This window comes from Lentzea sp. NPDC005914, from assembly GCF_040629405.1.
In the GTDB taxonomy this organism is placed as follows: domain Bacteria; phylum Actinomycetota; class Actinomycetes; order Mycobacteriales; family Pseudonocardiaceae; genus Lentzea.
The window spans coordinates 1-24,458 of record NZ_JBEXVQ010000011.1; the positions used below are offsets into that span (position 1 = coordinate 1).

Consider the following 24,458-nt stretch of genomic DNA (forward strand, 5'->3'; position numbering starts at 1 on the left):
GCCCCACCGCCTACGAAGCCACCCGATACCAACCAGTCGATCAGGTAGCGTGACAACACCTCATCGACCCTGTCCGTCAAAACGGGGCAACCCCATCAGGACACCGGACCGCACAACCTGCGTGACATTCTGCTGGGTCTTGACGAGCGCAACAGCCCTACCAACAAGGAGCCGAGCAACATCGATGTAAGAATCATCAAGGACGCCAACGGAAACGTTACCGGCTATGTCGTGGATGTCCCTGGTACCAAGGACTGGAATGCGCCGTGGGATCCCAAGAGCGCCAACGACTCAGGTGTCAACGTCGACGCGATGGCAGGCAACAACACGGTTCTGCAGCAGGGGATCGAGCAGGCATTGCGTGATGCCGGTGCGCAGGGATCCGGTGTGCCGGTGATGCTGGTCGGCCACAGCCAGGGCGGTATCGTCGCCGCCCAGTCGACCAACGGCCTCGTCGCGAGCGGTTACAACGTGACACACGTGGTCACCGCCGGCTCACCGGTCGGCCGCATCGGCATCCCCGGCAACGTGCAGATGCTGTCGCTGGAGAACAAGGGCGACATCGTTCCGCACCTCGACGCCAGCGACAACCCGAACACCGCGAACCGCACGACGGTCACCTTCGAGAACCAGACCGGCACCGTCGGCGAGAACCACAGCATCGGCGGCTACCGGGAGAACCCGGCCAACCGCAGAACCAGCGCGTCGACCGCAACTACGTCGCGGTCGCGGGACAACTCGACCAGAGTTCGGATCCTTCGGTCCGAAGGTTCCTCGACAGCACGGACGCCTTCACCCAGGGCGGCCCAGCGTCGCAAATGAGGACCTATCAGGTGACGCGCGAGGGAGTGAAGTGAGCACCGCACTGCGTTCGATCCTGCTGGGCAGCCTGCTCGCCATGGTGGGCTTGCTGGCCGGATGCAATGTCACCGACCAGTACTACGAGGGCGTGGACAGCTTCGGCAAGCAGACGGTCGCCGACTGGAAGGAGATGCCGGAGGTTGTCGAAGCGACGTACGAGTACCGCCATGGGCTGGATCAGGGACAGGTCATGTACCTCGACGTCACGATCCGCGGGGGTGTCGACAAGGACAAGGTGATCGGCGAGTTGCAGGAGGTCGCCCGACGGAACTTCTGGCAGAAGACCTCGTCGAGCGACGTCAAGGTGAACTTCGCGGTCCACTCCGAGGGCAGCGGGCTCGGCGGCGGCTCGGTGACGCCTGGTCCGGTGATCTACCAGGGCGGACTCGGCCAGGGTTCCGGATCTCCCGAAGAGAAGTACGGCCCGAGAGCGACGACGAGGTGAGTGGGTGATGACTCCCGACGAATGGCTGACCGACTTCGAGGCCAAGACCGCGGAACTGCAGCGCAACGCGGTCGCCTTCCGACGCAACCTGGAGATGGCGGGGCAGACGGTCACCTCCGAGGACAAGACGCTGACCGTGACGGTGGCGCCGAACGGTGCACTGCTAGACCTCAAGATCGCACAGAACCCGGAGCTCGCCGCGAAGCTCATGGAATTGGTGCGGCAGGCGAGGGAAGGCGCCGCGGCCAACGTGCTCGGCGAGTTCCGGAACGCGGTCGGCGGACAAGCAGGACAGCTCGACACCGATGTGTCGGTGCCAGCGGTCGCTACTGCCGAACCGCGGAAGCCTATGCCGAGGCCGGTCGAGGACGATGACTTCAGTGATAACTCGATCTACCGGCGACCGTAGTGGGTGCGTAGCGCCCTACCAGAGGCCAACCGGGTTGACGCCGAACTGTCACGGGAAGCGGGAGGGAGTGGAGTGAGCGCGGCAAGGCGTGTGGCCGGTGTGCTGGGTCTGGTTGTGCTGCTGGTCGGCCTCCTGTCCGGGTGCAATCTCTTCGTGCAGTACTACGAGGACGTGGACGAGCTCTGCAAGAAGATCGTGGCGGACTGGAAAGCGCAGGCAGAGGTAGTCGACGCGAGTTACGTCTACGTGCATGGCATCGACTCGGGGCAGCAGATCGATTTCGATGTCATCGTCCGTGCGGAGTCGGACACGGCCGAGGTCCTGGTAAGGCTGGAGGACATCGCGAACCGCGACTACTGGCTGAGCACGGCGTACGACCGGGAGGACCGCATGTCGTTTCAGTATGTCGTCTACTCCTCGGACAACCCGCCGGCAAAGGATGAAACGAGCCTGGCGAAGTCGATCGGCCACGGCGATATCGGCGTCTCGCCGAAAGTCGGCTTGGAGAAGTACGGGCCGAGACCGACGGCGAAGTAAGTGGACGATGACCCGGACGAATGGCCGACCGACTTCGAGGCCAGGACCGCGCACCTGCGGCGCAAAGGACCGCCTTTCGAAACACGCTTGGCGGACAGCCAGGGCACGTGGACGCACGACGCCTTGGTGTCCACGCTCAGGTACGCCTGAGCCCAGGACATCGACGGTATCTGCTGGGAGGTTGAGGTATCCCAGCGCATGTGAGCGATGCGATAATTAATGCGGAACCTGTCAATCCACTTGAGACAGTTCAGGCTGCTTGTTGTAGCTCGGCGATTCCTGTCTGCGGGGATGGTTTGTTGATCCAGGCGGCTTTGGGCAGGCGCGGAGGGGTTGGCCTGCGGTGGAACCGGCCAGGGTGCGCGGCGTAAGCCGAGTCCAAGGTCTGGGCGCGGTGGGCCCGGATCTCGGTGGCGGTGCCGTCGTGCACCGATGCCGGGGTGTGCAGGCCGATTCCCGCTTGGCGGTGCTCGGTGTTGTAGTAGCGGAAGAACTGGGCGCAGAACCGTCGGGCGTCGGCGATCGAGCCGAAGGTTCCGGGGAAGGCCGGACAGTACTTCAGCGTCTTGAACTGCGCCTCAGAGTACGGGTTGTCGTTGGACACCCGTGGTCGGGAATGCGATCGGGTGATGGATAGGCCGGCCAGCAGAGTGGCGACGTTCTCGGAGGTCGTCGACGTTCCGCGATCGGCGTGCACGGTGTGCGGCAGGATCCCGCCGTTGGCGGCGAAGGCATCCTGGATGAACGACTCGGCCAACTCGGCGGTCTCGGTGACCGCGACCATGTGGTGCACGGCTTTGCAGGAGTAGATGTCCAGCATCACGAACAGGTCGTAATACACGCCCCGGTCGGGGCCCTTGAGCTTGGTCACGTCCCAGCTCCACACCTGGCTGGGACCGTCGGCGATCAGTTCGGGCTTGACCTTGGCGGGATGGCGGGCCTGCGCGCGTCGCTCACGAACCTCGCCTTCCCGGCGCAGCAGCCGGTACATCGTGGAGATCGAGCACAGGTAGCGGCCTTCGTCCAGCAGGGTGGCCCACACCTGGGCGGGAGACTTGTCCACGAACCGTGGCGACCGCAGCACCGCCAGCACCTCGACACACTCGGCCACGGACAGGCCGGCCGGGTGCGGCCTGGGCAGACGACGCGGCCCGGCCGGCGGCGGCGCGGGAGCACGGCGCCGGTACAACGTCGCCCGGGACTTCCCGACCAGCTCGCATCCTGGTTTGGTGCCCACCAGCGGTTCGAGTTGGACGAACGCGGCATCGATGACCTCGTCGACCTGGGGTCGCTGTCCGCGCTCTCGGAGATCGTCTCCAAGAGCCCGTGCAGTTTTCCCATGATCTCCACCACCGCCTGCGACTTGGCCAGCTCGCGGGCGAGGCGCTCGTTGTCGGCGCGGAGTTTGTCGTTCTCCTTCTCCGCCGAGGACCTGCCCCTGGGGCCTGAGGGCTTGGCGGCCAAGGCGTTGAGGCCTCCAACGTCGCGGGCGCGGGTCCAGTCGATCAGGCGGGAGTGATACAGCCCTTCCCGCCGCAACAGTGCGCCCTTCGCGCCGGGCTCGGTCAACCGCTCGTATTCCTCCACCATCGCCAGCTTGTAGTCCGGGGTGAAGGTCCGTCGTTTCGGTTGCCCGGCCCGAGGTCCCCGCTTCTTCTTGCCCACGTCCCCATCACGACCATGCCGTCATGGAGGTCGGCAGCACTCAACGTCACGTCTGAAAAGATCCGTTCTTGCCCTGCAGATTCCACAGAGGACTCTACTGGCCTCGTGTCTCAGAGCAGTCTGACAGGGAGGGGTCGGGTGCGTTTGTGGAACCAGCGTGAGCGTGCTTGGTGTCGGCGTCGCCAGTTCACCCAATGGGTTGCGTGCTCGGGTGGTCGAGGTGTGGTGGTGTCGGCGATCAGACGTTTGATCTCGGGGACGGTGAGCGCGATCAGGCCGGGCTCGGCGGGTGGAGGCTGGTCCGGATGTCGGGTTCTGTCGCAGGTTGCGTGATCAACTAACACCTCGCCGGAGTGCCTCGCCGTTACTTGGTGAGTAGGATTCGCTTGCGTAACAAGGGAAAGCTGGCTGTTCACCATGTCTGTGCTGTTGATGGTGCTCGCCGTTGTCGCGGAAATCGGTGGGTGCTTGGCTGTGTGGCAAGGAGCCCAGGGTGCACCGCGGTCTGCTGTGGATAGCTGAGAAGTGCTCGTACTTGGCTCGTACGGGTCCGGTGCGACGTACCGGTCCAACCCGAACTTCGGTCGGATCCTTGTCACGTGTGGCGGCGGTGTTCGTCGCGGCTCGCTGGCACAGGAAGTGGGTCATCGATGAGTTCCAGCCTGACGGTTGGGCTACATCGGCGTGGCCATCAGGTTGGTGGGCGTCACTGTGATCTTTTAGCTGCACGCAGCTGACACACAGTGTGTGATCGATCACCGCTGGTCAAACCGGGTAGGCCGCCAGGCTGACGCCTCTACCGGTTTGTCGAACGGCGACGTAGGGTCCCGCCGCTGGGGGTCGCCGCCCGAACCCGGAGGCAAGAATGCGTAGCCGACGAAGTCAACGCATCCGGCGGTTGTCCCTGCTCACCGCCGCCATCCTGGTGGGGAGCGGGCTCGCCGGAGTCGCCAGCGCTCACCCCGACCACGGAGGAGGCCGAGAGGACTTCCCCGGTGAAGGGGTCGCTGACGGCGCACACCAGCAGCACGGTGGGAACCAAGGGCATCTGCCCGCAGTGAGCAAGAACATCCAGCTGGTTGGCAAGGCCGCGGTCACGAATCCGTCCGGCGCGGGCAACACGGGTCGCGTCGCTGACGTCACGGCGTTCGGGAACTACGCCTACCTGACCGCGTTCCGCGAGCCGACCTGTGAGCGGACCGGCGTGCACGTGATGGACCTGACCAACCCGGCCAAGCCCTTCGAGGTCACGAGCGCGTTCATTCCTACGAGCGATGGCTCCTACGCGGGCGAGGGCATCCAGGTCGAGCACATCGAGAACGCGTACTTCCACGGAGATCTGCTGGCGCACCAGAACGAGACCTGCCCCGGCGCGACACCGCCCGCGCCGAACGTCGGCGGCATCTCGCTGTGGGACGTCTCCGACCCGCGGCACCCCAAGCCGGTTTCGTTGCACACCGGTGACTTCACCGCGCCGGACGGCAGTGCCGAGGCGTCACCGAATCAGACACACAGCATGCGGATGTGGACGAACAACTTCGACAAGAAGACCTATGTCGCCCTCATCGACGATGAGGAGCTCACCGACGTCGACATCATGGACATCACCGACCCGTACCACCCGGTGATGGTCAACGACGAGCTCGACCTTGTTGCGCTGTTCGGGGTGGATCAGGCCACGCCCACCAACCTGACGTCGATCTTCAGCCACGACATGATGATCACGAAGATCGGCCAGCGGTACGTGATGAACGTGAACTACTGGGACGGCGGCTACGTCCTGCTCGACGTCACCGATCCCCGGCCGGGGAAGGTGTCGTTGATTGCCGAGAGCGATTACGCGGCACTGGATGAGGAACGGCTCGCTCGTGGCCAGCAGATCTCGCCCGAAGGCAACGCGCACCAGTCCGAGTTGTCGCCCAACCGGAAGTTCATGCTCGGCACCGACGAGGACTTCAACCCGTACCGGGTGACCGCGAAGATCGACTCCGGGCCGTACGCCGGCACCGAGTACGTGGCGACACAGGCCGACAGCGTCACGCAGATCGACGAGAACACCACGATCAGCGGGCCGGTCATCCCGGTCGGCGACGCGTGCGATCCGGCGACGATTCCCGCGGGCACCGGCACTGCCCTGGTCGAGCGCGGCACCTGCGCGTTCCAGGTCAAACTCGACAACATCGTGGCCAAGGGCTACACGGCAGGCATCGTGTTCCAGAACGTCAGGGCCGATTGCCTCGACCAGGTGACGATGCTCGCCACCGGAACGATCCCGTTCGTGTTCGTCAACCGCGTGACCGGGTTGAAGCTGCTCGGCGTTCCGGGTGTCACCGACGCCGACGCGTGCACGATGGCCACCCCGGCTGCGGTCTCTCCGGCGTCGACCACGATCAAGGCCGTCTTCGACGGCTGGGGCTACGTGCGGCTGTTCCGCACGAGCATCCCCAACCAGCTCGGCAAGACCGGCTCGATCACCCAGGTCGACACCTACTCGATCCCGGAGGCGCAGGACCCGGCCTACGCGCGTGGATTCGGTGACCTGTCGGTCCACGAGGTGGCGATGGACCCGGACAACAACAACATCGCCTACATCTCTTACTACGCGGGCGGTTTCCGGGTCGTGGACTACGGGACGGATGGCATCCACGAGGTCGGCGCCTTCATCGACCAGGGAGGCAACAACTTCTGGGGCGTCGAGGTGTGGAGGGACCGTCGCAACCACAAGTACGTGCTTGCGAGCGATCGGGACTTCGGTCTCTACGTGTTCCGCTACAACGGCTGATCTAGATGCAGTGGCAGAGCGGGAATCCATCGGGTTCCCGCTCTGTGCTGTCACCCATTCGGGGCTTCGTCGAGCGCCCTGATCACGTATTTCTCGCTGTGCTGGTGCCCTCTTCGAAGTATCAACCCGAAGGGGGCTCACCATGGCCAAACCGGTCAGACGCAACTTCGCCCACCTCACGCCCGCAGAACGGCAGGCTTACATCGACGCGGTTCTCCAGGCTGACCTGCTTACCTTTCCAGGTGGAGTGTCCTACTGGGACAAGCAGGACGAGATCCACCAGTCCACGCACAACCACGGCGGCAACTCGTTCCTGCCGTGGCACCGCGAACTGGTCAACCGCTACGAAGCACTGCTGCAGCAGGCGAATCCCGACGTGGCACTGCACTACTGGGACTGGACCGAGGACCCGCGCGCCGCGTCCGACGGGCAGGGCGGCACCGTGGACCTGTCGAGCAGCACTCTTCTCGGCACGATGAACGGAATGGTCGACGGTCCGCTAGCCGCACTGCACAACGGAGGGGCGCTTGCGGGCAGCCGGGAGCAGACCCGCAATCCCGCTGACCCACCGCAGTCGGTCGAACGCGGAGCGAGAGCGGGCGCACCCGGCATCGCTGCGGACGCAACGATAATCACCAGCGCCGACGGGCTTCCGCAGGCGCAGCAGTGGCAAGCCTTCCGCAATGAGCTGGAGGGCTGGCACGGCAGTGCGCACGGCTACATCGGTGGGGACATCGGGCAGCGGCACGCCGCGTTCGAGGACCCGTTCGTGTTCCTGTTGCACAGCAACGTCGATCGCCTCTTCGCCATGTGGCAGACCCAGCCCGGCAACGACTGGCGCCTTGACCCGGATCAGGTTTACGGCGACCAGTCCGGAACGACCGGGACCGGCAGCATCCTCGCCACCATGCAGCCGTGGAACGGCACGGTCGAGTTCGGTGCGCCGATCGATCCGTGGACCGGAATGTCGGCGTCGATCGAGCACAAGAACTGCCGCGACACCGCTGTGGTGCGCCCACCCTGCTACGACACACTGCCGCTGGCCATCGATCAGGTCTCGCCCGCACCGGGGGACCCGGTGCGGTTCCTCGACGTCGTGGAGCATCTGCCCACCGCGCGTGCCCTGCGACTGCGGGTGCGGGGGTGCGTCCAGGTGACGGCGACGGCGTCGGTCACCGGTCCGTTCACCATCCTGGGCACACCAGTGATCTCACCCGAGCCGGCCGGATTCGAGATTCATGACCTGCTCGTCTGGGTGCTCTACACGCCGGGTGACGCTGGCACGTCCGACAACGGCACCCTCACCGTCACCATCGCCGAGACCGGCGACGCGTTCACCGTACCTGTCACCGCGACCGTTGTGCCGAACCCGACCGTCGCCACCTCACTCGTCCTGGACCGGTCCGGCAGCATGGACCTCGACTCCGGCCTGCCGATGAAGACCCGCATGCAGGTGCTACACGCCTCCGCGCCTCTCCTCGTCTCCTTGCTCGACGACACCGACGGCGTGGGCGTCGTCCGCTTCGACACCGATGCGGCCGAAGCGGCACCGGTGAAGGACGCGGGCCCGATGATCGGCGGCGGCGGACGCCTCGCCGCATCGAACGCCATCAACAACACCACCACCAATCCGGCAGGCCTCACCGCCATCGGCGACGGCTTGGAGAGCGGAGCAGCCCAGCTCGCACTCGTGACCGCCGACTACGACCACACCGCCACGATCGTGTTCACCGACGGGCACGAAACCGCGGGCAAGACGATCGCGGCCGCCGCCTCGTCCGTGCACAGCCGCGTCTTCGCCATCGGCCTCGGCACCGCGGACCAGCTCAACCCCGGTGCCCTGTCCGACATCGCCAACGGCACTGGCGGTTACTTGTTGCTCACTGGCAACCCCGGAATCGACGACCAGCTCCTGCTGCAGAAGTACTTCGCCCAGGTCCTGGCCGGCGCTACGAACTCCGCGATCGTCGTCGATCCGGACGGTTTCGTGCCCGTGGGCGGCAAGGTCGTCGTCCCGTTCCGTCTCACCGCGGCCGACATCCGCGCCGACGTGCTGCTGCTCGGCGAGATGGCGCGTGCTCTGCATGTGGAGCTGATCGCCCCGGACGGCACCACTCTGACCGGCGGAGCCGGCGCCGTGGAGATCGCCGAAGACACCTATCGCGTGCTGCGCGTTGTGCCTGCGGACGTGCTCTCGCCAGGAGCAGGTGCGGGGGAGTGGAAAGCAGTGCTGTCGGTGGACGGCAAAGACCTCGACAGGTGCATCACGGACCTACGAAAGCGGTTCGCCCGATCCAACCGTGAACGCGGCGGACGGCTGTTCGAGCAGGTGGTCACCGCGATCAAGGTGCACGGTGTGCCGTTCACCCTGTCCGTCCAGGCCCGCAGTGCGTTGCGGCTCGACGTTGCGGTGACCCAGAGTTCACGTCTGCCTGGCTCGGTCGCTCACGTGCGCGCGGGGCTGACTGACAGCGGCATACCGCTCTCCTCGGCCAAAGTGGTCGCCACCGTCACCGCGCCGAACGGCGCGCATACGACCCTCGGGCTGTCCGAAGTGGAGCCAGGGATCTTCGCTGTCGATGTGCCCACCACGCTGGCTGGCGTGTACCGCGTGCTCGTGCGGGCGGTGGGAGCGGACCTGCGCGGCGCGGCGTTCACGCGCGAGGAACTGCGGACCGTCGCGGTGTGGGCGCGTGGTGACGAAGCACCCCCGCTCGTGATCGACCCCAAACCTGACACGCACCTCGATCCGTGCGAGCTTCTGCTGTGCCTGTTGCAGAACGACGGCGTACGGCGGCTGCTGGAACGCAACAAGATCGATCCCGATCGGGTCGCCGAGTGCGTCAAAGGTGCTTGCCGCTGAACGAAGGCGTCTCCCCGTCCGGTCAGCTGAAGGACGGGGAGACGCGGCTTCGATCTGGCCTACGGGGTAACCTACGGAGTTCGGGCGTACTATGACGGATAGTTGCTCGGCGGAGTTACTGTGATGGACGGTTTCGCCGCCGACCGCCCTGAGGTTTCACATGACCGCCGTCCGCCCAGCCGTCACGTCGCTCTCTGACCTGCTGAGCGAGGCGGCTCGTCGGCGGACGTCGCCGTCATCAGTCATCCGGACGCGGGAAAGTCCACGCTCACCGAGGCGATTGCATTGCATGCCAAAGCGATCTCGTCGGCGGGGGCAGTGCACGGCAAGCCCGGGCGGCGGGGTGCGGTGTCCGACTGGATGGAGATGGAACGCTCTCGGGGATCTCGATCACTTCGGCGGTGCTCCAGTTCTCCTACCGGGACACGGTGATCAACCTGGTGGACACGCCAGGACACGCGGACTTCTCCGAGGACACTTACCGCGTCCTGTCCGCTGTGGACTCCGTGGTGATGTTGCTGGACGCGGCCAAAGGCCTGGAACCGCAGACACTCAAGCTCTTCGACGTGTGCAGGCATCGGAACCTGCCGGTGATCACCTTCATCAACAAGTGGGATCGTGCTGGGCGTGACGCCTTGGCTCTGTGCGACGAGCTCGTGCACCGGATCGGTCTGCAACCCATGCCGTTGACCTGGCCGGTCGGCCCGGCGGGAGACTTCCGCGGCGAGCTGGACTGTCAGACCGGGCGTTTCGTCCGTTATCACCGGACGACAGGCGGAGCGGCCGCGGCCGCTGAAGAGCATCTTGATCAGACGGTTGCGGAGGTCGAGGAAGGGCAAGCCTGGTCGCGCGCACGCGACGAGGCCGATCTCCTGGCGGCGTCAGGCGGGAGGTTCGAACGTGCGAGGTTCCTCGCCGCGGAGGCGACTCCGGTGCTGTTCGGGGCGGCGGTGCTGAACCTGGGAGTGCGGAACCTGCTCGATGTCCTGACCGAGATCGCGCCAAGCCCGTTGCCCAGGACGGTCGTGCAGGGCGGCGAACGGTCGTTGGACGCTCCGTTCTCCGCGTTCGTCTTCAAGGTTCAGAGCGGGATGAACCCGGCGCACCGCGACCAGCTCGCATACGCCCGCGTGTGTTCCGGCGTGTTCGAACGCGGGATGGTGGTCACCAACGCCACTACGCAGAAACCGTTCGCCACCAAGTATGTTCAGCAGCTGTTCGGTCGCCAGCGGACCACTGTGGACACTGCTTTTCCCGGTGACGTGATCGGGCTGGTCAACGCCTCCTCCTTGCGGGCCGGCGACACGATCTGCGACGGCAGTCCGGCTGTGCGGTTTCCCGGCCTCGTCAGTTTGCTCCGGGTCACTTCGCGGCGGCGGCGCTCGTCGATCGCAGCCGCGCCAAGCAGTGCCAGCGTGCTGTGCGGCAGTTGCAGGCGGAGGGCGTGGTGCAGGTATTGCACTCCGGGCGGCGTGGTCCGGTGCTCGCCGCGGTCGGCCTGCTTCAGTTCGACGTCGCGGTGGCGCGGCTGGCTGCGGACAGCGGTTCGGAGGTACGGCTGGAACACCTCCCGTACACGGTGGTGCGGAGGCTTGCCGATCCTGCTCAGCGTTCGTTGCTCGACCGAACCTCCGAGTGCGAAGTGCTCATGCGGGCAGACGGGACCCAACTCGTGGTGTTCGTCCGTCAGTCCGCGCTGGAGCTGCTGCTGCGCCGGTACCCGGAGTTGACGTTGGAGAAGCTGGTCGCAGGGATCGACTGACCAGTGGTGCGTGATTCGTGTCTCAGCGAACGGGAGGATCTCCCATAGTAGGTTTTCCGTTCGTGGAGGCCAGGTGAACAAGCTGACGGTGTGTCGTGGGTGCTGTTGCGGTACGGCGAAGAAGCATCCGGACGTAAACCACGAGGGTCAGCTCGACCGGTTGCGCGAGGCTGTCGGTGTCGAACGCCTCCGTGTGGCCGACTGCCTCGACTCGTGTGATCACTCCAACGTCGTGGTGGTGCAGCCGACGCCGACCGCTCGGCAGGCAGGAGCCCGGCCGGTGTGGCTGGGTGGTGTGCTGTCCGACGAGACCGTCGAGCACGTCGTCGCCTGGGTGCAGGCCGGAGGCCCTGGTCGCGCCACGATGCCCGATGCGCTCGCCGGCAACGTGCTGGACCGGTCCTCAGAGGACGCCGCGTCAGCCTGAGCGCGTCTACTAAGAGTGATAGTAGGCTGCGGTCATGTGGGTCGATGATCATCCGGGCATGTCGCGGTCTCGCCCGTTGCGACGCCATCTCCGTGCGCACTCGTTGCTCGCGGTCGTACCGATCGGCTGCTGGTCGGTGAGCCTCGTGCTCGATCTCGCGTCGATGACACGCGCAGCGACGTCGTTGATCGGGATCGGCCTGCTCGGAGCCGGTGCGGCAGGCGTTGCGGGATTGGTCGACGGTATCGCGGTGCCTTCGCGGACCAGGTCTTTCCGGTTGGTGATGATGCACTTCGGGCTGATGGCGACCGTCGTGATCCTCTACCTCGCCGGATACGTCCTGCGTGTGGCCGAACCCGCAGACCGATCGGTGAGCCTGCCCCTCGTGATTCTGTCGGCGGTGTCCGCCGTCGTGACGGCCATCGCGGTGGTCATCGGAGTTGTGCTGGCACACCGCCGGATCTGACCAGGCCCGCACCTGCTGGTCGGCAGATGCGGGCCTTGGTTCCGGCTGTCAGGCCTGACCGTTCGCGCTGCGGAAGCCACGCAGGCGCAGGCTGTTGCTGACCACGAACACCGACGAGAACGCCATCGCCGCGCCCGCGATCATCGGGTTGAGCAGGCCGAGCGCTGCCAGCGGCAGCGCCGCGACGTTGTAGGCGAACGCCCAGAACAGGTTGCCCTTGATCGTGCTGAGCGTGCGCCTCGACAGCCGGATCGCGTCCACGGCGGCACGCAGGTCACCGCGCACCAGGGTGAGGTCGCTGGCCTCGATCGCGACATCCGTGCCGGTGCCCATGGCCAGACCTAGGTCAGCCTGGGCCAGCGCGGCGGCGTCGTTCACGCCGTCGCCGACCATCGCCACGATGCGGCCCTCGTCCTGCAGGCGCTTCACGACGTCGACCTTGTCCGCGGGCAGCACCTCGGCGATCACCTCGTCGATGCCCACCTCCGCCGCCACGGCCTTGGCGGCAGCCTCGTTGTCGCCGGTCAGCAGCACCGGGCGCAGCCCGAGCTTGCGCAGCCCTTCGATCGCCTCCTTGGATGTGGGCTTCACGGTGTCGGCGACGACCAGCACGCCGCGCGCCTTGCCGTCCCAGGCCACCAGTACGGCCGTGCGGCCCTTCTGCTCGGCTTCCTTCTTCGCCGTGGCCAGCTTCTCGTCCAGGTGCACGGTCCACTCATTGAGCAGGCGCTCCCGGCCGACCAGCACAGCGCGTCCGTCGATCACGCCCTGCACGCCCAGGCCCTCCAGGTTCTGGAAGTCCTCGATGGCGGGCAGTTCGCTACCGGCACCGGCGACGATCGCCCTCGCGATCGGGTGCTCGGAGGCGTGCTCCAGCGCCGCGGCCAGCCGCAGCACCTCGTCCCGCTCCTCGCCGTCCGCCGGGTGAACGTCGGTGAGGCTCATCTGGCCGGTCGTGACGGTGCCGGTCTTGTCCAGCACCACCGTGTCGACGCGGCGGGTGGATTCCAGCACCTCCGGCCCCTTGATCAGGATGCCGAGCTGGGCGCCACGGCCGGTGCCGACGAGCAATGCGGTCGGCGTGGCCAGACCGAGCGCGCACGGGCAGGCGATGATCAGCACCGCCACGGCCGCGGTGAACGCGGCGCTCGCACCCGTGCCCGCGCCGAGCCAGAACGCGAGCGTGCCCACGGCGAGTGCGATGACGATCGGCACGAAGATCGCCGACACGCGGTCCGCCAGGCGTTGAACCTCGGCCTTGCCGTTCTGGGCGTCCTCGACCAACCGGGCCATCTGCGCGAGCTGCGTGTCGGAGCCGACACGGGTGGCGCGCACGACGAGCCGGCCGCCCGCGTTGACGGTCGCGCCGACGACGGTGTCGCCCATGCCGACCTCTACCGGCACGGATTCGCCGGTGAGCATGCTCGCGTCGACCGCGGAGCTGCCCTCCTCGACGACGCCGTCGGTGGCGATCTTCTCGCCGGGCCGCACCACGAACAGGTCGTCGACGCGCAGGTCGTCGGTGGGGATGCGGACTTCACGGCCGTCGCGCAGCACCGCGACGTCCTTCGCGCCGAGTTCGAGCAACGCGCGGAGCGCGGCGCCCGCCTGGCGCTTGGAGCGGGCCTCGAAGTAGCGCCCGGCGAGGATGAACGTCGTCACGCCCGCCGCGACTTCGAGGTAGATGTTGCCGGCGCCGGACATCCGCTCGACGGTGAACGAGAAGCCGTGCGTCATGCCCGGCAGACCAGCGGTGCCGAGGAACAGCGCATACAGCGACCACAGGAACGCCGCACCGACGCCGATCGAGATCAGCGTGTCCATGGTGGCGGCGCCGTGGCGCAGGTTCGTCCACGCGGCCTTGTGGAAGGGCCACGCGCCCCACGCGACCACCGGGCCGGCCAGTGCGAGTGAGAGCCACTGCCAGTAGGTGAACTGCAGTGCGGGGATCATTGCCAGCGCGATGACCGGCACTGACAGCACCACGGAGGTGATGAGACGCTGCCGCAAGGACTGCGTCGGATCGACCTCCACGGCGGTGCCTTCAGTGGTGGGCGGAGCGGGCAGTTCAGCGGTGTAGCCGGTGTCTTCGACGACCTTCACCAGGTCAGCGGGGGACAGCTCGCCGGGGAAGTCGATGCGTGCCTTTTCGGTCGCGTAGTTGACCGAGGCGCTCACGCCTTCGAGTTTGTTGAGCTTGCGCTCGATGCGTGCGGCGCAGGAGGCACAGGTCATGCCACCGATCGACAGTTCGATCTGGCTGGTGCGCGCATCAGCCGCCGTGTCCGGCATGGCCGTCCTCCTCCTTGGTCGTGGGGGCGGGGGTGACGACGGGAGCGGTTGACGCGCCTGCGCCAAGGGTGAACTCGGCGGTGCGGACCTTGCCGTCGTGCTGGAAGTCGAAGAACAGCCGGTATCGGCCGTCGGTCGGTACCTCCACCGAGAACTTCACCTCAGGACCGCTGCCTGGCCCGTCCTGCGGATGCACATGCAGGTAGGCGAGGTCGGCGGCGCGCAGGGCGACGAGGTGCCCGTTCGCGCCGAGGTAGGGCTGCAGGTCGGTGACCGGCTTGCCGTCCTTGGTGACGGTCGCCGTCACGGTGGACTCGGCGCCTGCCTTGAGGTCTCCGTTGAGCGTGACCGTGTAACCGTCCACGGTGAACGTGCGGGTGTCCGTTGTGTACTGCTGCGGTTCGTACGCGCCTGGGACCTGGACGTCCACTCCGAGCGTGGACTTGGTGCCGCCCTGCGGCTTGAAGTCGGCGAACACGCGGTAGCTGCCCGCGGCGGGCAGGGTGAGCGGCGTGCTCCACGTGCCGTCGGCGGCCATCGTGGGGTGCAGGTGCTGGTAACCGGAGCCGTCCCGGCGCACCAGCACGAGATGCAGCTTCTTCTCGTGCTCCACGTCGAACGCGGTGACCGGCTTGCCGTCCGGTCCGCTGATGTGGAACTGGAGGGTCGGCGTGCTGGAGGCGAGCTGGAGCGTGTAACCGTTCTCGGACACCGAGAGTCCCGGCGGTAATGCGTGTGCTGGTTGCTGTTCCTGGGCGGTGTTCTCGCTGTGGTTCATGCCGTCGGCGCCGTTCGGCGTGGATGTCCCGCCGAACGGGCCGGCGGCGGCGCCGGCACCCCAGGCCCCGCCGAACACGACCACCAGTGCGAGTGCGTAGGCGGCGACCTTGTAGCCGGTCTTCATGATGTTTCCCCTCAGCTGGCGACGAGCTCGTAGCCCGCCTCGGTGACGGCCGCGCGGACCGCGTCCTCGGCGACCGGCGCGTCGCTGGTGACGGTGACCTTGCCGGTGGGCAGGTCGACGTCGACCTTCTGAACACCGTCGATCTGGCTGACCTCTTCGGTGACGGAGCTGACGCAGTGTCCGCAGGTCATGCCCTTGACGGTGTAGGTGGACTCAGCCATGTCGGTCTCTTTCCGTACGTGTCGGGATGGTCAGGAGCGGACCAGGCGGGCGATGGCGTTGCTGGCTTCGGCGATCTTCTCGTCCGCCGCCGTGCCGCCGTCGCTGATGGCCTGGCTCACACAGTGCTTGAGGTGCTCGTCGAGCAGCCCGAGCGAGACGGCCTGCAACGCCCTGGTCGCGGCGGAGATCTGGGTGAGGACGTCGATGCAGTAGTCGTCGTTCTCGATCATCCGCGCCAGTCCGCGGACCTGGCCTTCGATGCGCTTCAGGCGGCGCAGGTGGGCGTCCTTGTTGTCGGTGTAGCCGTGCACGTCTCGCTCCTGTCGATCGGTCCACCGCGCGGCCGGCCGGTACTGGCCGGGGGAACGGTGAGCGCTTGTGATGAACATACCCCAGGGGGGTAGGGGTTTGCCAAGAAGTTGGTGTGACCTGCTGCACGTTCAGCTTCAGCTACTATTCAGAATAGTAGGAAGCGGTAGGTCCGATGGGAGCGACATGGCCACTTCAGATATTTCCGGTCTGCTCGGGCGCCGGAGCTTCCTCCGGCTCGGAGTCGGTGTCGCCGCGACAGTCGGACTGACGGCCTGCTCGTCCGGTTCCGGGCCGGTTGCCGGGGCGCGTATCGGACCCGGTTCGCCAAAGGTGGCGGACGCGGAACGAGCGCGGCGCATCGCGGGTGCCCGCACCACCTCCACGACTCTCACCGCGGTGACGAGCGAGGTGGACCTGGGCGGCGTGCGGGTACAAACGTGGTCCTACGGACAGCTGCCGGGAAGGGAGATCCGGGTCCGGCGCGGTGACGTGCTGAAGGTCGAGCTGAAGAACCAGCTCCCGGAGCCGACGAGCGTCCACTGGCACGGGATCGCGCTGCGCAACGACATGGACGGAGTGCCTGGCCTCACCCAGGAGGACATCCGCCCTGGAGCCTCGTTCACGTACGAGTTCGCGGTGCCCGACGCCGGCACCTACTTCTTCCACCCGCACTCCGGCGTCCAGCTCGACCGGGGTCTCTACGCGCCGCTCATCGTCGAGGACCCCGCTGACGGGGCTGAATACGACACCGAGCTGGTGGTTGTGCTCGATGACTTGGTCGATGGCACGGAACGCACCCCGGACGAGGTTCTCGAGGAACTGAAGAAGAACGGCATGGGTGGTATGTCCGGCATGGACCACGGCAGCATGCCGGGGATGTCCATGCCCAAGTCGGAGCTGCTCGGCGGTGATGCGGGCGACGTGACCTACCCGCACGTGCTCGCGAACGGGCGGACGTTCCGTGACCCGCAGACGATCGAGGTGAAGGCCGGGCAGCGAGTGCGGCTGCGACTGATCAACGCGGCGTCCGACACTGCCTTCAGGGTCGGGCTTCCCGGTGCCCGCCTGCGGGTCACCCACACCGACGGTTTCCCGGTCGAGCCCAAGGAGGCAGACGTCGTGCTCCTCGCGATGGGGGAGAGGCTCGACGCCGTGGTGACGATGCCGGAGGGCGCCGCGCCGCTGCTGGCGCTGGCGGAGGGCCGCGACATGTACGCGCAGGTGGTGCTCCGCAACCCGGTCACGCAGATGGCACCTGCCGGGGAGGTCGCCGTCAAGCAGCTGGCCGCGTTGCCCGTGCTGATGGCAACCGAGCTGCGGGCCGCCGAACAGGTCGCCCTGCCGGTGAAGCAACCGGACGTCGTGCATGACCTCGTGCTCGAAGGCCCCGGCCAGAAGTACGACTGGACCATCAACGGCAAGGCCTACAACCCGGACGACGGGCTTCCGATCAAGGAAGGTCAGTACGTCCGGTTGAAGTTCAGCAACAAGTCGCAGATGTTCCACCCCATGCACCTGCACGGTCACACGTTCCAGGTCCGGGGCGATGGCGGCGCCGGTGCGCGCAAGGACACCGTGCTCGTGCTTCCCGGCCGGGCGGTGGAGGTGGACTTCACCGCGGACAACCCCGGCCAGTGGCTGACCCACTGCCACAACGTCTACCACGGCGAGGCAGGCATGATGAGCGTCGTGTCCTATGTGGAGTAACGGATCACAGGTCCAGCAAAGGACATGACACCAGGGTAGTGGCGGCGAGCAGACCGAATCCCAGCACGGCAGGCATGGCAGCCGCCACCACACCCGTGGCCAGCAGGCCACTGACCCGCAACACCGACCTGCGACGCGTTACCCGTTCCAGCTGATGCAACCGTGGTTCGACATCGTCGTCGGCGATTGCCAGAGCGCCCCTGGGCGAACCGTCTGTTCCCATCCGCAGGAGAGCCGACCGCACCACGTGCGACCCGTACTGTGCGGACGCCACCGAGTCGGCGGCCATCTCGACCAGGACGCGGATCGCGGCCGGAGCCTGGCGCATCAGCGGGAGGAACGGGAAGGCCCAGGCCGCCGCCTCGGCCAGCCCGGTCAGCACGTGGTGGCGGCCACGCAGGTGCGCGTGTTCGTGCGCCAGCACGGCGTCGACCTCGATGGGGGACAAGCACTTCGAGAGGCCTGTGGTCACCACCACGAAAGGAGGTCTGCCGGCGACGCTGTACGCGAGCGGCTTGTCGTGGTCGAGCCACAACAAAGGGACAGGCCCAGGCTCTCGCCGAGCGGCCAGTCGCAGCAGATCCAGTTGTCTCTTGTGGACGCTCATGGCGTTGGAGCGACACTGGATCGCACCGATGCCGAGCCGGACGACGAGGGTGAGCAGCGTCATCAGTCCCAGCGTGCCGAACAGGTCGTCCAGCTGCGGCACGCCACCGTGGGTCAGTGCGGACCAGCATCCGTGGAACCGGTCGAGCAACCATTGCGTGGGGCCGTGACCCGGTACGAAAAGGAGCGCTACACCGCCGAACGCGGTGAGGAGCACACCGACGCTGGTGAGAAACCAGCATGTCATCACGATCGCGGGCGGAATCCGGCTGGTGGTCAAGCGATGCAGGAAACGAGGTGCGACGACGCCCGCGAGCACGGCGCCCGCCAGCAGCGCCAAGGCGAGGATCATCGATCCGCCGGAGAATCGCCGAGCGCTCTGCGCAACACCGCGGAATCTTGCGGGGATACCGACCGTGCGAATTTCAACAGGACCGACTCGCGGTCGGTCGCCGAGTCAAGCAGTTCCCGCAGTGCGTGGGCGACGGCGTCCTCGCGGCTGGTCTTCGCCAGGTACCGGTAGGCCCGGCCATCCAGCTGGCGGGTGACCCATCCCTTGCGATGCAGGTTGTCCAGCACTGTCATGACCGTTGTGTAAGCGAGCTTGCGGCCGGTGTCGAGCGCGTCCAGAACGTCGCGAACCCGCAGCGGCCCGGTGCCACGCCACAACACCTCCATCACGGCCGTCTCCAGCTCGCCGAGTCCCTGCATCGTTTCCTCCTGATGTCAGGGTACGACGGATCTACTATTGAAGTAAGTAGATGCTGGGTGTGGTGCTCAGCCGATCTCCGCGACGCAGTCGGCGTCGGGCGGTGCCTTGACGACGATCTCCGTCACGGCCGCGTCGGCGACGTCGGCTTTCGTTCCACAGATGCGTTCCGGCACGCCCAGCTGATCGTCCTTCTTGCCTTCGCATGCTCCTCCGCATGGCCGGATCCAGGTGACCACCCGGTAGTTCCCGGCGCCCAGATGTTCGGACAGCCCGGCTGGCGCCGATCGGTAGGAACGCTCCAAGACGTTCTTCCCGCGCGCGTCCTCGATCCTGAGGTACCGGACGAACGCCGTGGCGCGATCAGCAGGCTCGTCGACCTTGACGTTGAGCGTGCCCGGTCCTCCTTCGACCACCTCCGGGGTGTGGGGCGGGACCGTCTCCGTCGAACTCCTCGCCGGCTGCCCCGTGGCGCCTGTACCGCAGCCCGCCAGCACGCTTCCGGAGCAGGCGAGGAGGAGTGCGATGACAACCGAACGCATGACTCACCTCCAGCAGGGTGGGGCCGGCGGGCGGGTCCGCCGGCCCCGGATCGATGGTCAGTCCGTCCAGAGGACGGAGGTCACCGTGTCACCGGTGACGATCGACGTGGTCGTCGGTCCTGACGCGGCCGGCGCGGCTGTTGCAGCGGCGTGCGAGTGGCCGTAGATGGAGGCGAGCTGGTTGTAGTCGTGGGTGTTGGGGGAGACGTAACCCGGGTCGTTGATGCCCGCGTAGTCCATGCAGGACCCCGCGTTGGTGAACTGGTGGTCGAGACCGAAGTCGTGGCCGACCTCCTGACACATCACGTGCCTGCGCGCCGCGCTGGTCCACGAGTACGAGTCGTTGACCTTGGTGGTGCCCCAGGCGATGTGGCCGCCCGCCAGGTTGATCTGGGCGAGCCCTCTCCAGCCGTTCTGGCCGTAGGTGTAGTTGCACGTGCGCACCCGGCCGGTCGAGGCGGGGCAGCTGCTCCGCGTGCCCGTGTCGCTCGCGCTGATCGTGTTCTCGAACGCCGCCGACCTGTTCCAGTCGGCGTTGGCCTGCTGGAGGCTCGAATCCCAAGCGGACCTTGGTGTGTTGCAGCCTGGCACGCTGCCGTTCGCGTGCGGCATGGGCATGTACACCGGCACCATCACCATCGTCTGACCGAGGAGCATTCCCCTTGTCCACGACGAAACACACGTTCCGCGTCGAGGGCATGCACTGCGGCAGCTGCGCGCTGCTGATCGACGACGCGCTGGAGGACCTGCCCGGTGTGCACAGCACGCAGACTTCGGTGAAACAGGGCGCCAGCACGGTCGAGCTGGACATCAGCGAGACGAGTCCCGAGGACGTGATCGGCGTGATCGAGGAGCTCGGCTACCGCGCCACGAGCTTCGTCTGACCTAGTGCCGTGACCGGCAGCCTTCGCCGCGTCTTCGGCGCTCAGCAGGGCGCCTCGCGGCACCGGCGCCACGCCCACAGCCAACCAGGATGAGGACGTGGCGCCGGCACCACGATGCACCCGTCTGAACACCGAATACGGGGCAAAGGCTGCCAGTCACGGCACTAGCGTGCACCGGTAGGGTAAGGCCAGGCGTTCGGACGGCACACCTTGCCGTCGGCCGTGACCCGATCGGTGCCCAGCGCGGCGAGGTAGTCGTTCGACACACCCCAGCTCTGCTGCATCATCACTGGGGCGAGCGCACCGGCCTCCTGGCACGGCCGGTGTTCGTATCCGATGCCGTGGCCAACCTCGTGGTTGACCACGTACTGCTTGTACTCCACGAGAGCGCCCTGGTACGACACCGCGCCACGCACCCACCGAGCGACGTTGATCGTCACCCTGTTGTCCTTGGAGCTGAAGCACGAGCCCTCGTACTTGATCTGGAACCCGCACACCTGGCGCGTGGTCATCTGCGACGTCAGGCTGATCCGCAGATCGGGTTTACCGGAGTCGACGCGCTGGAAGTTGTGCTTGCCGCTGCCGATCCACCCACGCGGATCACGCAGGATCGTGTCCACATCGGACGCGAAGCCGGCCGCGCCGCCGACGACCTGAACGCCCTCCTCGACCTCGACCGTGTACTTCACGACGCCCGAGCCGCCGGTCGGTGCACCAGTTCCTGGTACGACCGCCCACTTCTTGGCGCCCTCGACGGTGAAGTCACCGCCGGGAGGCAGTTCCGCCGATGCCAGTGCAGCGCTGTACAGCTGTGGATCCGGATTGGGCAACGAGTTCGAGGGGCCGGCGTGACCGGCCGCGTCGTGCGGACCTGTCTCCGTGGTGGCGGTCTGTGACTGGGGCGCGGTCGGCTCCTGTGCCTTTGTCGCCTCGCGCACGGCGAAGCCGGTGAGCCCCAGCAACGCCACGATCATGAGAACCGACATCGCGAGCATGTGGCGGCGCCTGCGTGGATGTGACGTGCGCCGATCACCCACCGGACGGCGACGGGCCACGAGAGGCTGGACGGCGTCCAACCGGTCTGCGGACGTCGGACGGCCTCGAAGGGACTGCTTCATGATGTCGTCAGGATCGCACACTTCATACTAAGGTCTATAGTAGGTGAAGGTCACCTGACCAGCGCCAGCAGGGGGCCGGTCAGGAGACCCAGCCCGAGCGACGCGGCGGCCGCGACGCACGCCGTAATGGCGGCCCGAGGCCGAACGACCGCTGCGCCGTCCATCTCTGCGTCACGCATGGCGGGCGCGATCCACCGCAGGTAGTAGTACAGGCTGGCCACGGTGTTGACGGCGGCGAGCACCACCAGCCAGCCGAGGCCGGCGTCGAGACCGGCGGTGAACACGGTCAACTTGCCCGCGAACACGACCGTGGGCGGTGTTCCGACCAGGCCGAGCAGGCACACGACCAGGCTGAGCGCGAGCCACCGGTGCCCCCGGCGCAGACCTCGGTAGTCGTCCAACGTCACGGCGTCGGGCAGAGCGCACACCACGGCGAAGGCACCGACGTTGGTGATCGCGTAGCCGAGCAGGTACAGCAGCACGCTCGGACGCGCGAGTTCGCTGCCCGTCGCTGCGGCCACGCCCACCAGCAGGTAGCCGACCTGGCTGATCGTCGAGTAGGCGAGGAGGCGCCGGACGTTGTCCTGGAAGAACGCCGCCAGGTTGCCGAGCGTCATGGTGACGGCCGCGACGACGGCGATCAGCAACATCGTGTCGACAGAGCCGCTGCTCAGCGGACCGGCCACGAGGCGGTAGATCGCCACCACGGCACCGATCTTCGGCACGGTCGTCACGAACGCCGCCACCACCGGCCGGGCGCCCTCGGCCACGTCCGGCACCCAGAAGTGCGCGGGTACCGCGCCGGCCTTGAACAGCAGGCCTGCCATCAGCGCGATCACGCCGACCGCGACGGCAGCGCCAGGAGCCTTTCCAATGCCTTCACCGAGGTCTGCGTACGTGGTGGCACCGCCGACTCCGAACAGGACGGTGACGCCACCCAGCATCGTCACCCCGAGAAGCGCCCCGAGCAGGTAGTACTTCAGGGCCGCCTCGGTCCCGAGCGCGTCCTTGCCGAACCCGGCCAGCGCGTACAGCGGGATGCTCGCCAGCAGAAAGGCCGCCGCGAGCAGCATGAGGTCGTTCGCGCCCGCCATGGCGATTGTGCCGACCGCTGCGAGCAGGACGAGCACGTACCACTCGCTCTCCCGCGCCGCGCCGGCCACTTCGCCAGGCGCGAGGCACAACACCAGCAGCACAGCCGCGGCCACGGCGATCCGGGTCGCATTCGTCGAGACGTCCACCACGTAGCTGTCGCCGAACACCGTCAGGTCCGGCCGGAACCACACCACGACGGTCGCGATGATCGTGCCGGCGCACGCCGCCGCTGCGACGAACCGCACGAGCCACTGTCGTTGGCGCGGCAGGTACGAACCGAGCAGCAACCCGAACACCGCCGCGACGATGAGCAAGATCTCCGGCAGCAGGGCCAAGGGGTTCTCGTCCATCATCTCCACGTCGTCACCTGCCGACGACCGCGCTGACGGCACGCGCCGCAGGTTCGATCACGTCCAGCAGGAACCGCGGGAACAGTCCGATGAGGACGGCCAGGACCAGGAGCGGCACTATCGAGGCGGCCTCCGGCGCCGTCACGTCGCGGAACGCACCGTTGGGGGAGCGGTGCTCGCCGAGGAACATCTGCTGCAGTGCGCGCAGGAACAGCGCGGCGGTGATCAGGATGCCGAGGAACGCGACGGCGGTGGACACCGGCGCTCCGCCCAGCGAGCCGGTGAAGATCTGGAACTCGGCGATGAACCCCGAGAAGCCGGGCAGGCCCAGCGACGCGAACGCGGCGATAGCGGTCAGACCGGCGAACCGGGGTGCTTGGGCGGCGAGGCCGCTGTAGCTGTCCATCTCGTAGGTGCCGCCGCGGTCGTACAACGCTCCGGCGAGCAGGAACAACGCGCCGGTGATCAGGCCGTGGCTCACCATCTGCGTGACGGCGCCGGTGATCGCGAGGTGTCGTGCCTGCTCGGCGGAGGAGGCGACCAGACCTGCCGCGCCGACGGCGAGGATCACGTATCCCATGTGGTTGACGGACGTGTACGCGATCATTCGTTTGAAATCCCGCTGTGCCAGCGCGACCAGGGCGCCGTAGATCACGCTGATCACACCGACCACGACGAACACCAACGCGTAGCGGCGCCACGTGTCGGGCAACGTGGGCATGACGATGCGCACGAAGCCGTACGTGCCCATCTTCAGCAGCACGCCGGCCAGAATCGCCGATCCTGCCGCGGGAGCCTCGGTGTGCGCAGGCGGTAGCCACGTGTGGAACGGCACGGTCGGTGTCTTGATCGCGAGCCCGACGCCGAGCGCGAGCAGGATGAGCGCACCGGCGAGTCCTTTGCCCGCCAAGGGGTTCTGCCGACTCAGCTCGACGATGTCGAAGGTGTGCGGAGTGGCGGCGAGGTACAGCCCGATGAACCCGAGCAGCAACGCCAATGAGCCCAGAAACGTGTAGAGGAAGAACTTCAGTGCCGCACGGGCCGCGTCCCGGTGTCCCCATCCGGCGATCACGAAGTACATGCCGACGATGGACAGGTCGAAGAAGACGAAGAAGAGGATCAGATCGAGCGACACGAACAGTCCTAGACAGACCGTTTCCAGGAAGAGGAACAGGGCCGCGAACGCCCGCACTCGCCGGGTCTCCCGCGCCGAGTAGATCGCACAGGCGAGGAACAGGCCGGACGTGAGCGCGACGAGCGGCAGACTCATCCCGTCCACTCCGATGTGGTAGCCGGAGCTGACACTCGGGATCCAACGCCGGTTCACCTCGTGGGAGAAGCCCGACTCGGATGGCGCGTAGCCGAGCCACAGCACCACCACGAGGATCAGGTCAGCGGCACAGGCCGCGATCCAGATCCAGCGCACCGCCGAGTCGCTCAGCCGCGGCAGCAGCACGAGCACGGCCGCGACCGCGAGGGGCAGGAAGACCACCATGCTGA

At 66.9% G+C, this 24,458-nt stretch carries 24 protein-coding genes and 1 pseudogene; 13 read left to right on the forward strand and 12 right to left on the reverse strand.

The features are described 5' to 3' along the window. The first annotated feature begins 231 nt into the window (after positions 1 to 231). The 4 genes from ABZ345_RS17505 to ABZ345_RS17520 all read left to right on the forward strand — a co-directional run bounded on the left by ABZ345_RS17505 (position 232) and on the right by ABZ345_RS17520 (position 2,252). Positions 232 to 822 (forward strand): hypothetical protein, encoded by a 591-nt coding sequence (locus ABZ345_RS17505; protein WP_359849109.1) that lies wholly within the window; start codon positions 232 to 234, stop codon positions 820 to 822. Between the two features lie 31 nt (positions 823 to 853). Beyond that, a complete protein-coding gene (locus tag ABZ345_RS17510) occupies positions 854 to 1,306 on the forward strand; it encodes a hypothetical protein (RefSeq protein ID WP_359849112.1) in 453 nt (150 codons plus the stop codon). A gap of 7 nt (positions 1,307 to 1,313) precedes the next feature. Beyond that, positions 1,314 to 1,715: a hypothetical protein gene (locus ABZ345_RS17515; RefSeq protein WP_359849114.1), complete on the forward strand. Its 402-nt coding sequence runs from the start codon at positions 1,314 to 1,316 to the stop codon at positions 1,713 to 1,715. A gap of 72 nt (positions 1,716 to 1,787) precedes the next feature. Then, entirely contained in the window at positions 1,788 to 2,252 is a 465-nt protein-coding gene (locus ABZ345_RS17520) for a hypothetical protein (protein ID WP_359849117.1), read from the forward strand. A gap of 250 nt (positions 2,253 to 2,502) precedes the next feature. Here the strand turns inward: ABZ345_RS17520 and ABZ345_RS17525 are convergent, their stop codons facing one another. Continuing rightward, positions 2,503 to 3,492, reverse strand: coding sequence for a DDE-type integrase/transposase/recombinase (locus ABZ345_RS17525; RefSeq protein WP_359849631.1), 990 nt, complete (start codon positions 3,490 to 3,492; stop codon positions 2,503 to 2,505). Between the two features lie 9 nt (positions 3,493 to 3,501). Here ABZ345_RS17525 and ABZ345_RS17530 point away from each other — a divergent pair, with 9 nt between their 5' ends. The 6 genes and pseudogenes from ABZ345_RS17530 (at position 3,502) to ABZ345_RS17555 (ending at position 12,217) form a co-directional block, all read left to right on the forward strand. Continuing rightward, entirely contained in the window at positions 3,502 to 3,771 is a 270-nt protein-coding gene (locus tag ABZ345_RS17530; protein WP_359849120.1) for a hypothetical protein, read from the forward strand. 1,203 nt (positions 3,772 to 4,974) lie between these two features. Next, a complete protein-coding gene (locus tag ABZ345_RS17535; RefSeq protein WP_359849123.1) occupies positions 4,975 to 6,699 on the forward strand; it encodes a PA domain-containing protein in 1,725 nt (574 codons plus the stop codon). A gap of 142 nt (positions 6,700 to 6,841) precedes the next feature. Then, positions 6,842 to 9,562 (forward strand): tyrosinase family protein, encoded by a 2,721-nt coding sequence (locus tag ABZ345_RS17540; RefSeq protein ID WP_359849125.1) that lies wholly within the window; start codon positions 6,842 to 6,844, stop codon positions 9,560 to 9,562. A 160-nt stretch (positions 9,563 to 9,722) separates the two neighbouring features. Then, positions 9,723 to 11,324: pseudogene (locus ABZ345_RS17545) on the forward strand (peptide chain release factor 3). A gap of 73 nt (positions 11,325 to 11,397) precedes the next feature. After that, positions 11,398 to 11,751, forward strand: a complete 354-nt coding sequence (locus ABZ345_RS17550) for a hypothetical protein (protein ID WP_359849128.1) — start codon at positions 11,398 to 11,400, stop codon at positions 11,749 to 11,751. A 34-nt stretch (positions 11,752 to 11,785) separates the two neighbouring features. Beyond that, entirely contained in the window at positions 11,786 to 12,217 is a 432-nt protein-coding gene (locus ABZ345_RS17555; protein WP_359849131.1) for a DUF2231 domain-containing protein, read from the forward strand. 48 nt (positions 12,218 to 12,265) lie between these two features. Here ABZ345_RS17555 and ABZ345_RS17560 read toward each other — a convergent pair whose 3' ends face one another. The 4 genes from ABZ345_RS17560 to ABZ345_RS17575 are packed head-to-tail and all read right to left on the reverse strand — an operon-like array spanning position 12,266 to position 15,946. Further along, positions 12,266 to 14,509 carry a heavy metal translocating P-type ATPase gene (locus ABZ345_RS17560; RefSeq protein WP_359849134.1) on the reverse strand — a complete coding sequence of 748 codons (2,244 nt, stop codon included), beginning with the start codon at positions 14,507 to 14,509 and terminating at the stop codon, positions 12,266 to 12,268. After that, positions 14,490 to 15,413 carry a hypothetical protein gene (locus tag ABZ345_RS17565; protein ID WP_359849137.1) on the reverse strand — a complete coding sequence of 308 codons (924 nt, stop codon included), beginning with the start codon at positions 15,411 to 15,413 and terminating at the stop codon, positions 14,490 to 14,492. Before ABZ345_RS17565 ends, ABZ345_RS17560 begins: the two co-directional genes overlap by 20 nt. Positions 15,414 to 15,424: 11 nt before the next feature. Then, positions 15,425 to 15,634: a heavy-metal-associated domain-containing protein gene (locus ABZ345_RS17570; RefSeq protein ID WP_359849140.1), complete on the reverse strand. Its 210-nt coding sequence runs from the start codon at positions 15,632 to 15,634 to the stop codon at positions 15,425 to 15,427. Positions 15,635 to 15,664: 30 nt separating this feature from the next. Further along, entirely contained in the window at positions 15,665 to 15,946 is a 282-nt protein-coding gene (locus ABZ345_RS17575; RefSeq protein ID WP_359849634.1) for a metal-sensitive transcriptional regulator, read from the reverse strand. A 184-nt stretch (positions 15,947 to 16,130) separates the two neighbouring features. Between ABZ345_RS17575 and ABZ345_RS17580 the strand changes: the two genes are divergently transcribed. Then, a complete protein-coding gene (locus ABZ345_RS17580) occupies positions 16,131 to 17,654 on the forward strand; it encodes a multicopper oxidase family protein (RefSeq protein ID WP_359849142.1) in 1,524 nt (507 codons plus the stop codon). Positions 17,655 to 17,658: 4 nt separating this feature from the next. Here the strand turns inward: ABZ345_RS17580 and ABZ345_RS17585 are convergent, their stop codons facing one another. The 4 genes from ABZ345_RS17585 to ABZ345_RS17600 form a co-directional block, all read right to left on the reverse strand. Then, positions 17,659 to 18,612: a M56 family metallopeptidase gene (locus tag ABZ345_RS17585; RefSeq protein ID WP_359849145.1), complete on the reverse strand. Its 954-nt coding sequence runs from the start codon at positions 18,610 to 18,612 to the stop codon at positions 17,659 to 17,661. Continuing rightward, positions 18,609 to 18,971 carry a BlaI/MecI/CopY family transcriptional regulator gene (locus ABZ345_RS17590; RefSeq protein WP_359849147.1) on the reverse strand — a complete coding sequence of 121 codons (363 nt, stop codon included), beginning with the start codon at positions 18,969 to 18,971 and terminating at the stop codon, positions 18,609 to 18,611. Before ABZ345_RS17590 ends, ABZ345_RS17585 begins: the two co-directional genes overlap by 4 nt. 66 nt (positions 18,972 to 19,037) lie before the next feature. Further along, complete coding sequence (locus ABZ345_RS17595; RefSeq protein WP_359849150.1) at positions 19,038 to 19,511, reverse strand: hypothetical protein; 474 nt, start codon at positions 19,509 to 19,511, stop codon at positions 19,038 to 19,040. 57 nt (positions 19,512 to 19,568) lie between these two features. Beyond that, positions 19,569 to 19,955, reverse strand: coding sequence for a hypothetical protein (locus ABZ345_RS17600; protein WP_359849153.1), 387 nt, complete (start codon positions 19,953 to 19,955; stop codon positions 19,569 to 19,571). Between ABZ345_RS17600 and ABZ345_RS17605 the strand changes: the two genes are divergently transcribed. Together ABZ345_RS17605 and ABZ345_RS17610 are read left to right on the forward strand one after the other, a co-directional pair. Then, on the forward strand, positions 19,948 to 20,157 hold the full coding sequence (locus ABZ345_RS17605; RefSeq protein ID WP_359849156.1) for a hypothetical protein: 210 nt from the start codon (positions 19,948 to 19,950) through the stop codon (positions 20,155 to 20,157). The genes ABZ345_RS17600 and ABZ345_RS17605 overlap by 8 nt on opposite strands. Positions 20,158 to 20,173: 16 nt before the next feature. Then, complete coding sequence (locus tag ABZ345_RS17610; protein ID WP_359849159.1) at positions 20,174 to 20,395, forward strand: heavy metal-associated domain-containing protein; 222 nt, start codon at positions 20,174 to 20,176, stop codon at positions 20,393 to 20,395. A gap of 164 nt (positions 20,396 to 20,559) precedes the next feature. Here ABZ345_RS17610 and ABZ345_RS17615 read toward each other — a convergent pair whose 3' ends face one another. The 3 genes from ABZ345_RS17615 to ABZ345_RS17625 all read right to left on the reverse strand — a co-directional run bounded on the left by ABZ345_RS17615 (position 20,560) and on the right by ABZ345_RS17625 (position 24,453). Next, positions 20,560 to 21,381 (reverse strand): DUF3152 domain-containing protein, encoded by an 822-nt coding sequence (locus tag ABZ345_RS17615; RefSeq protein ID WP_359849161.1) that lies wholly within the window; start codon positions 21,379 to 21,381, stop codon positions 20,560 to 20,562. 182 nt (positions 21,382 to 21,563) lie between these two features. Next, a complete protein-coding gene (locus ABZ345_RS17620; protein WP_359849164.1) occupies positions 21,564 to 23,000 on the reverse strand; it encodes an NADH-quinone oxidoreductase subunit N in 1,437 nt (478 codons plus the stop codon). Beyond that, the gene (locus ABZ345_RS17625) at positions 22,972 to 24,453 is read right to left on the reverse strand and encodes an NADH-quinone oxidoreductase subunit M (RefSeq protein ID WP_359849637.1); all 1,482 of its coding nucleotides are present in this window, start codon (positions 24,451 to 24,453) and stop codon (positions 22,972 to 22,974) included. Before ABZ345_RS17625 ends, ABZ345_RS17620 begins: the two co-directional genes overlap by 29 nt. Positions 24,454 to 24,458 lie beyond the last annotated feature (5 nt).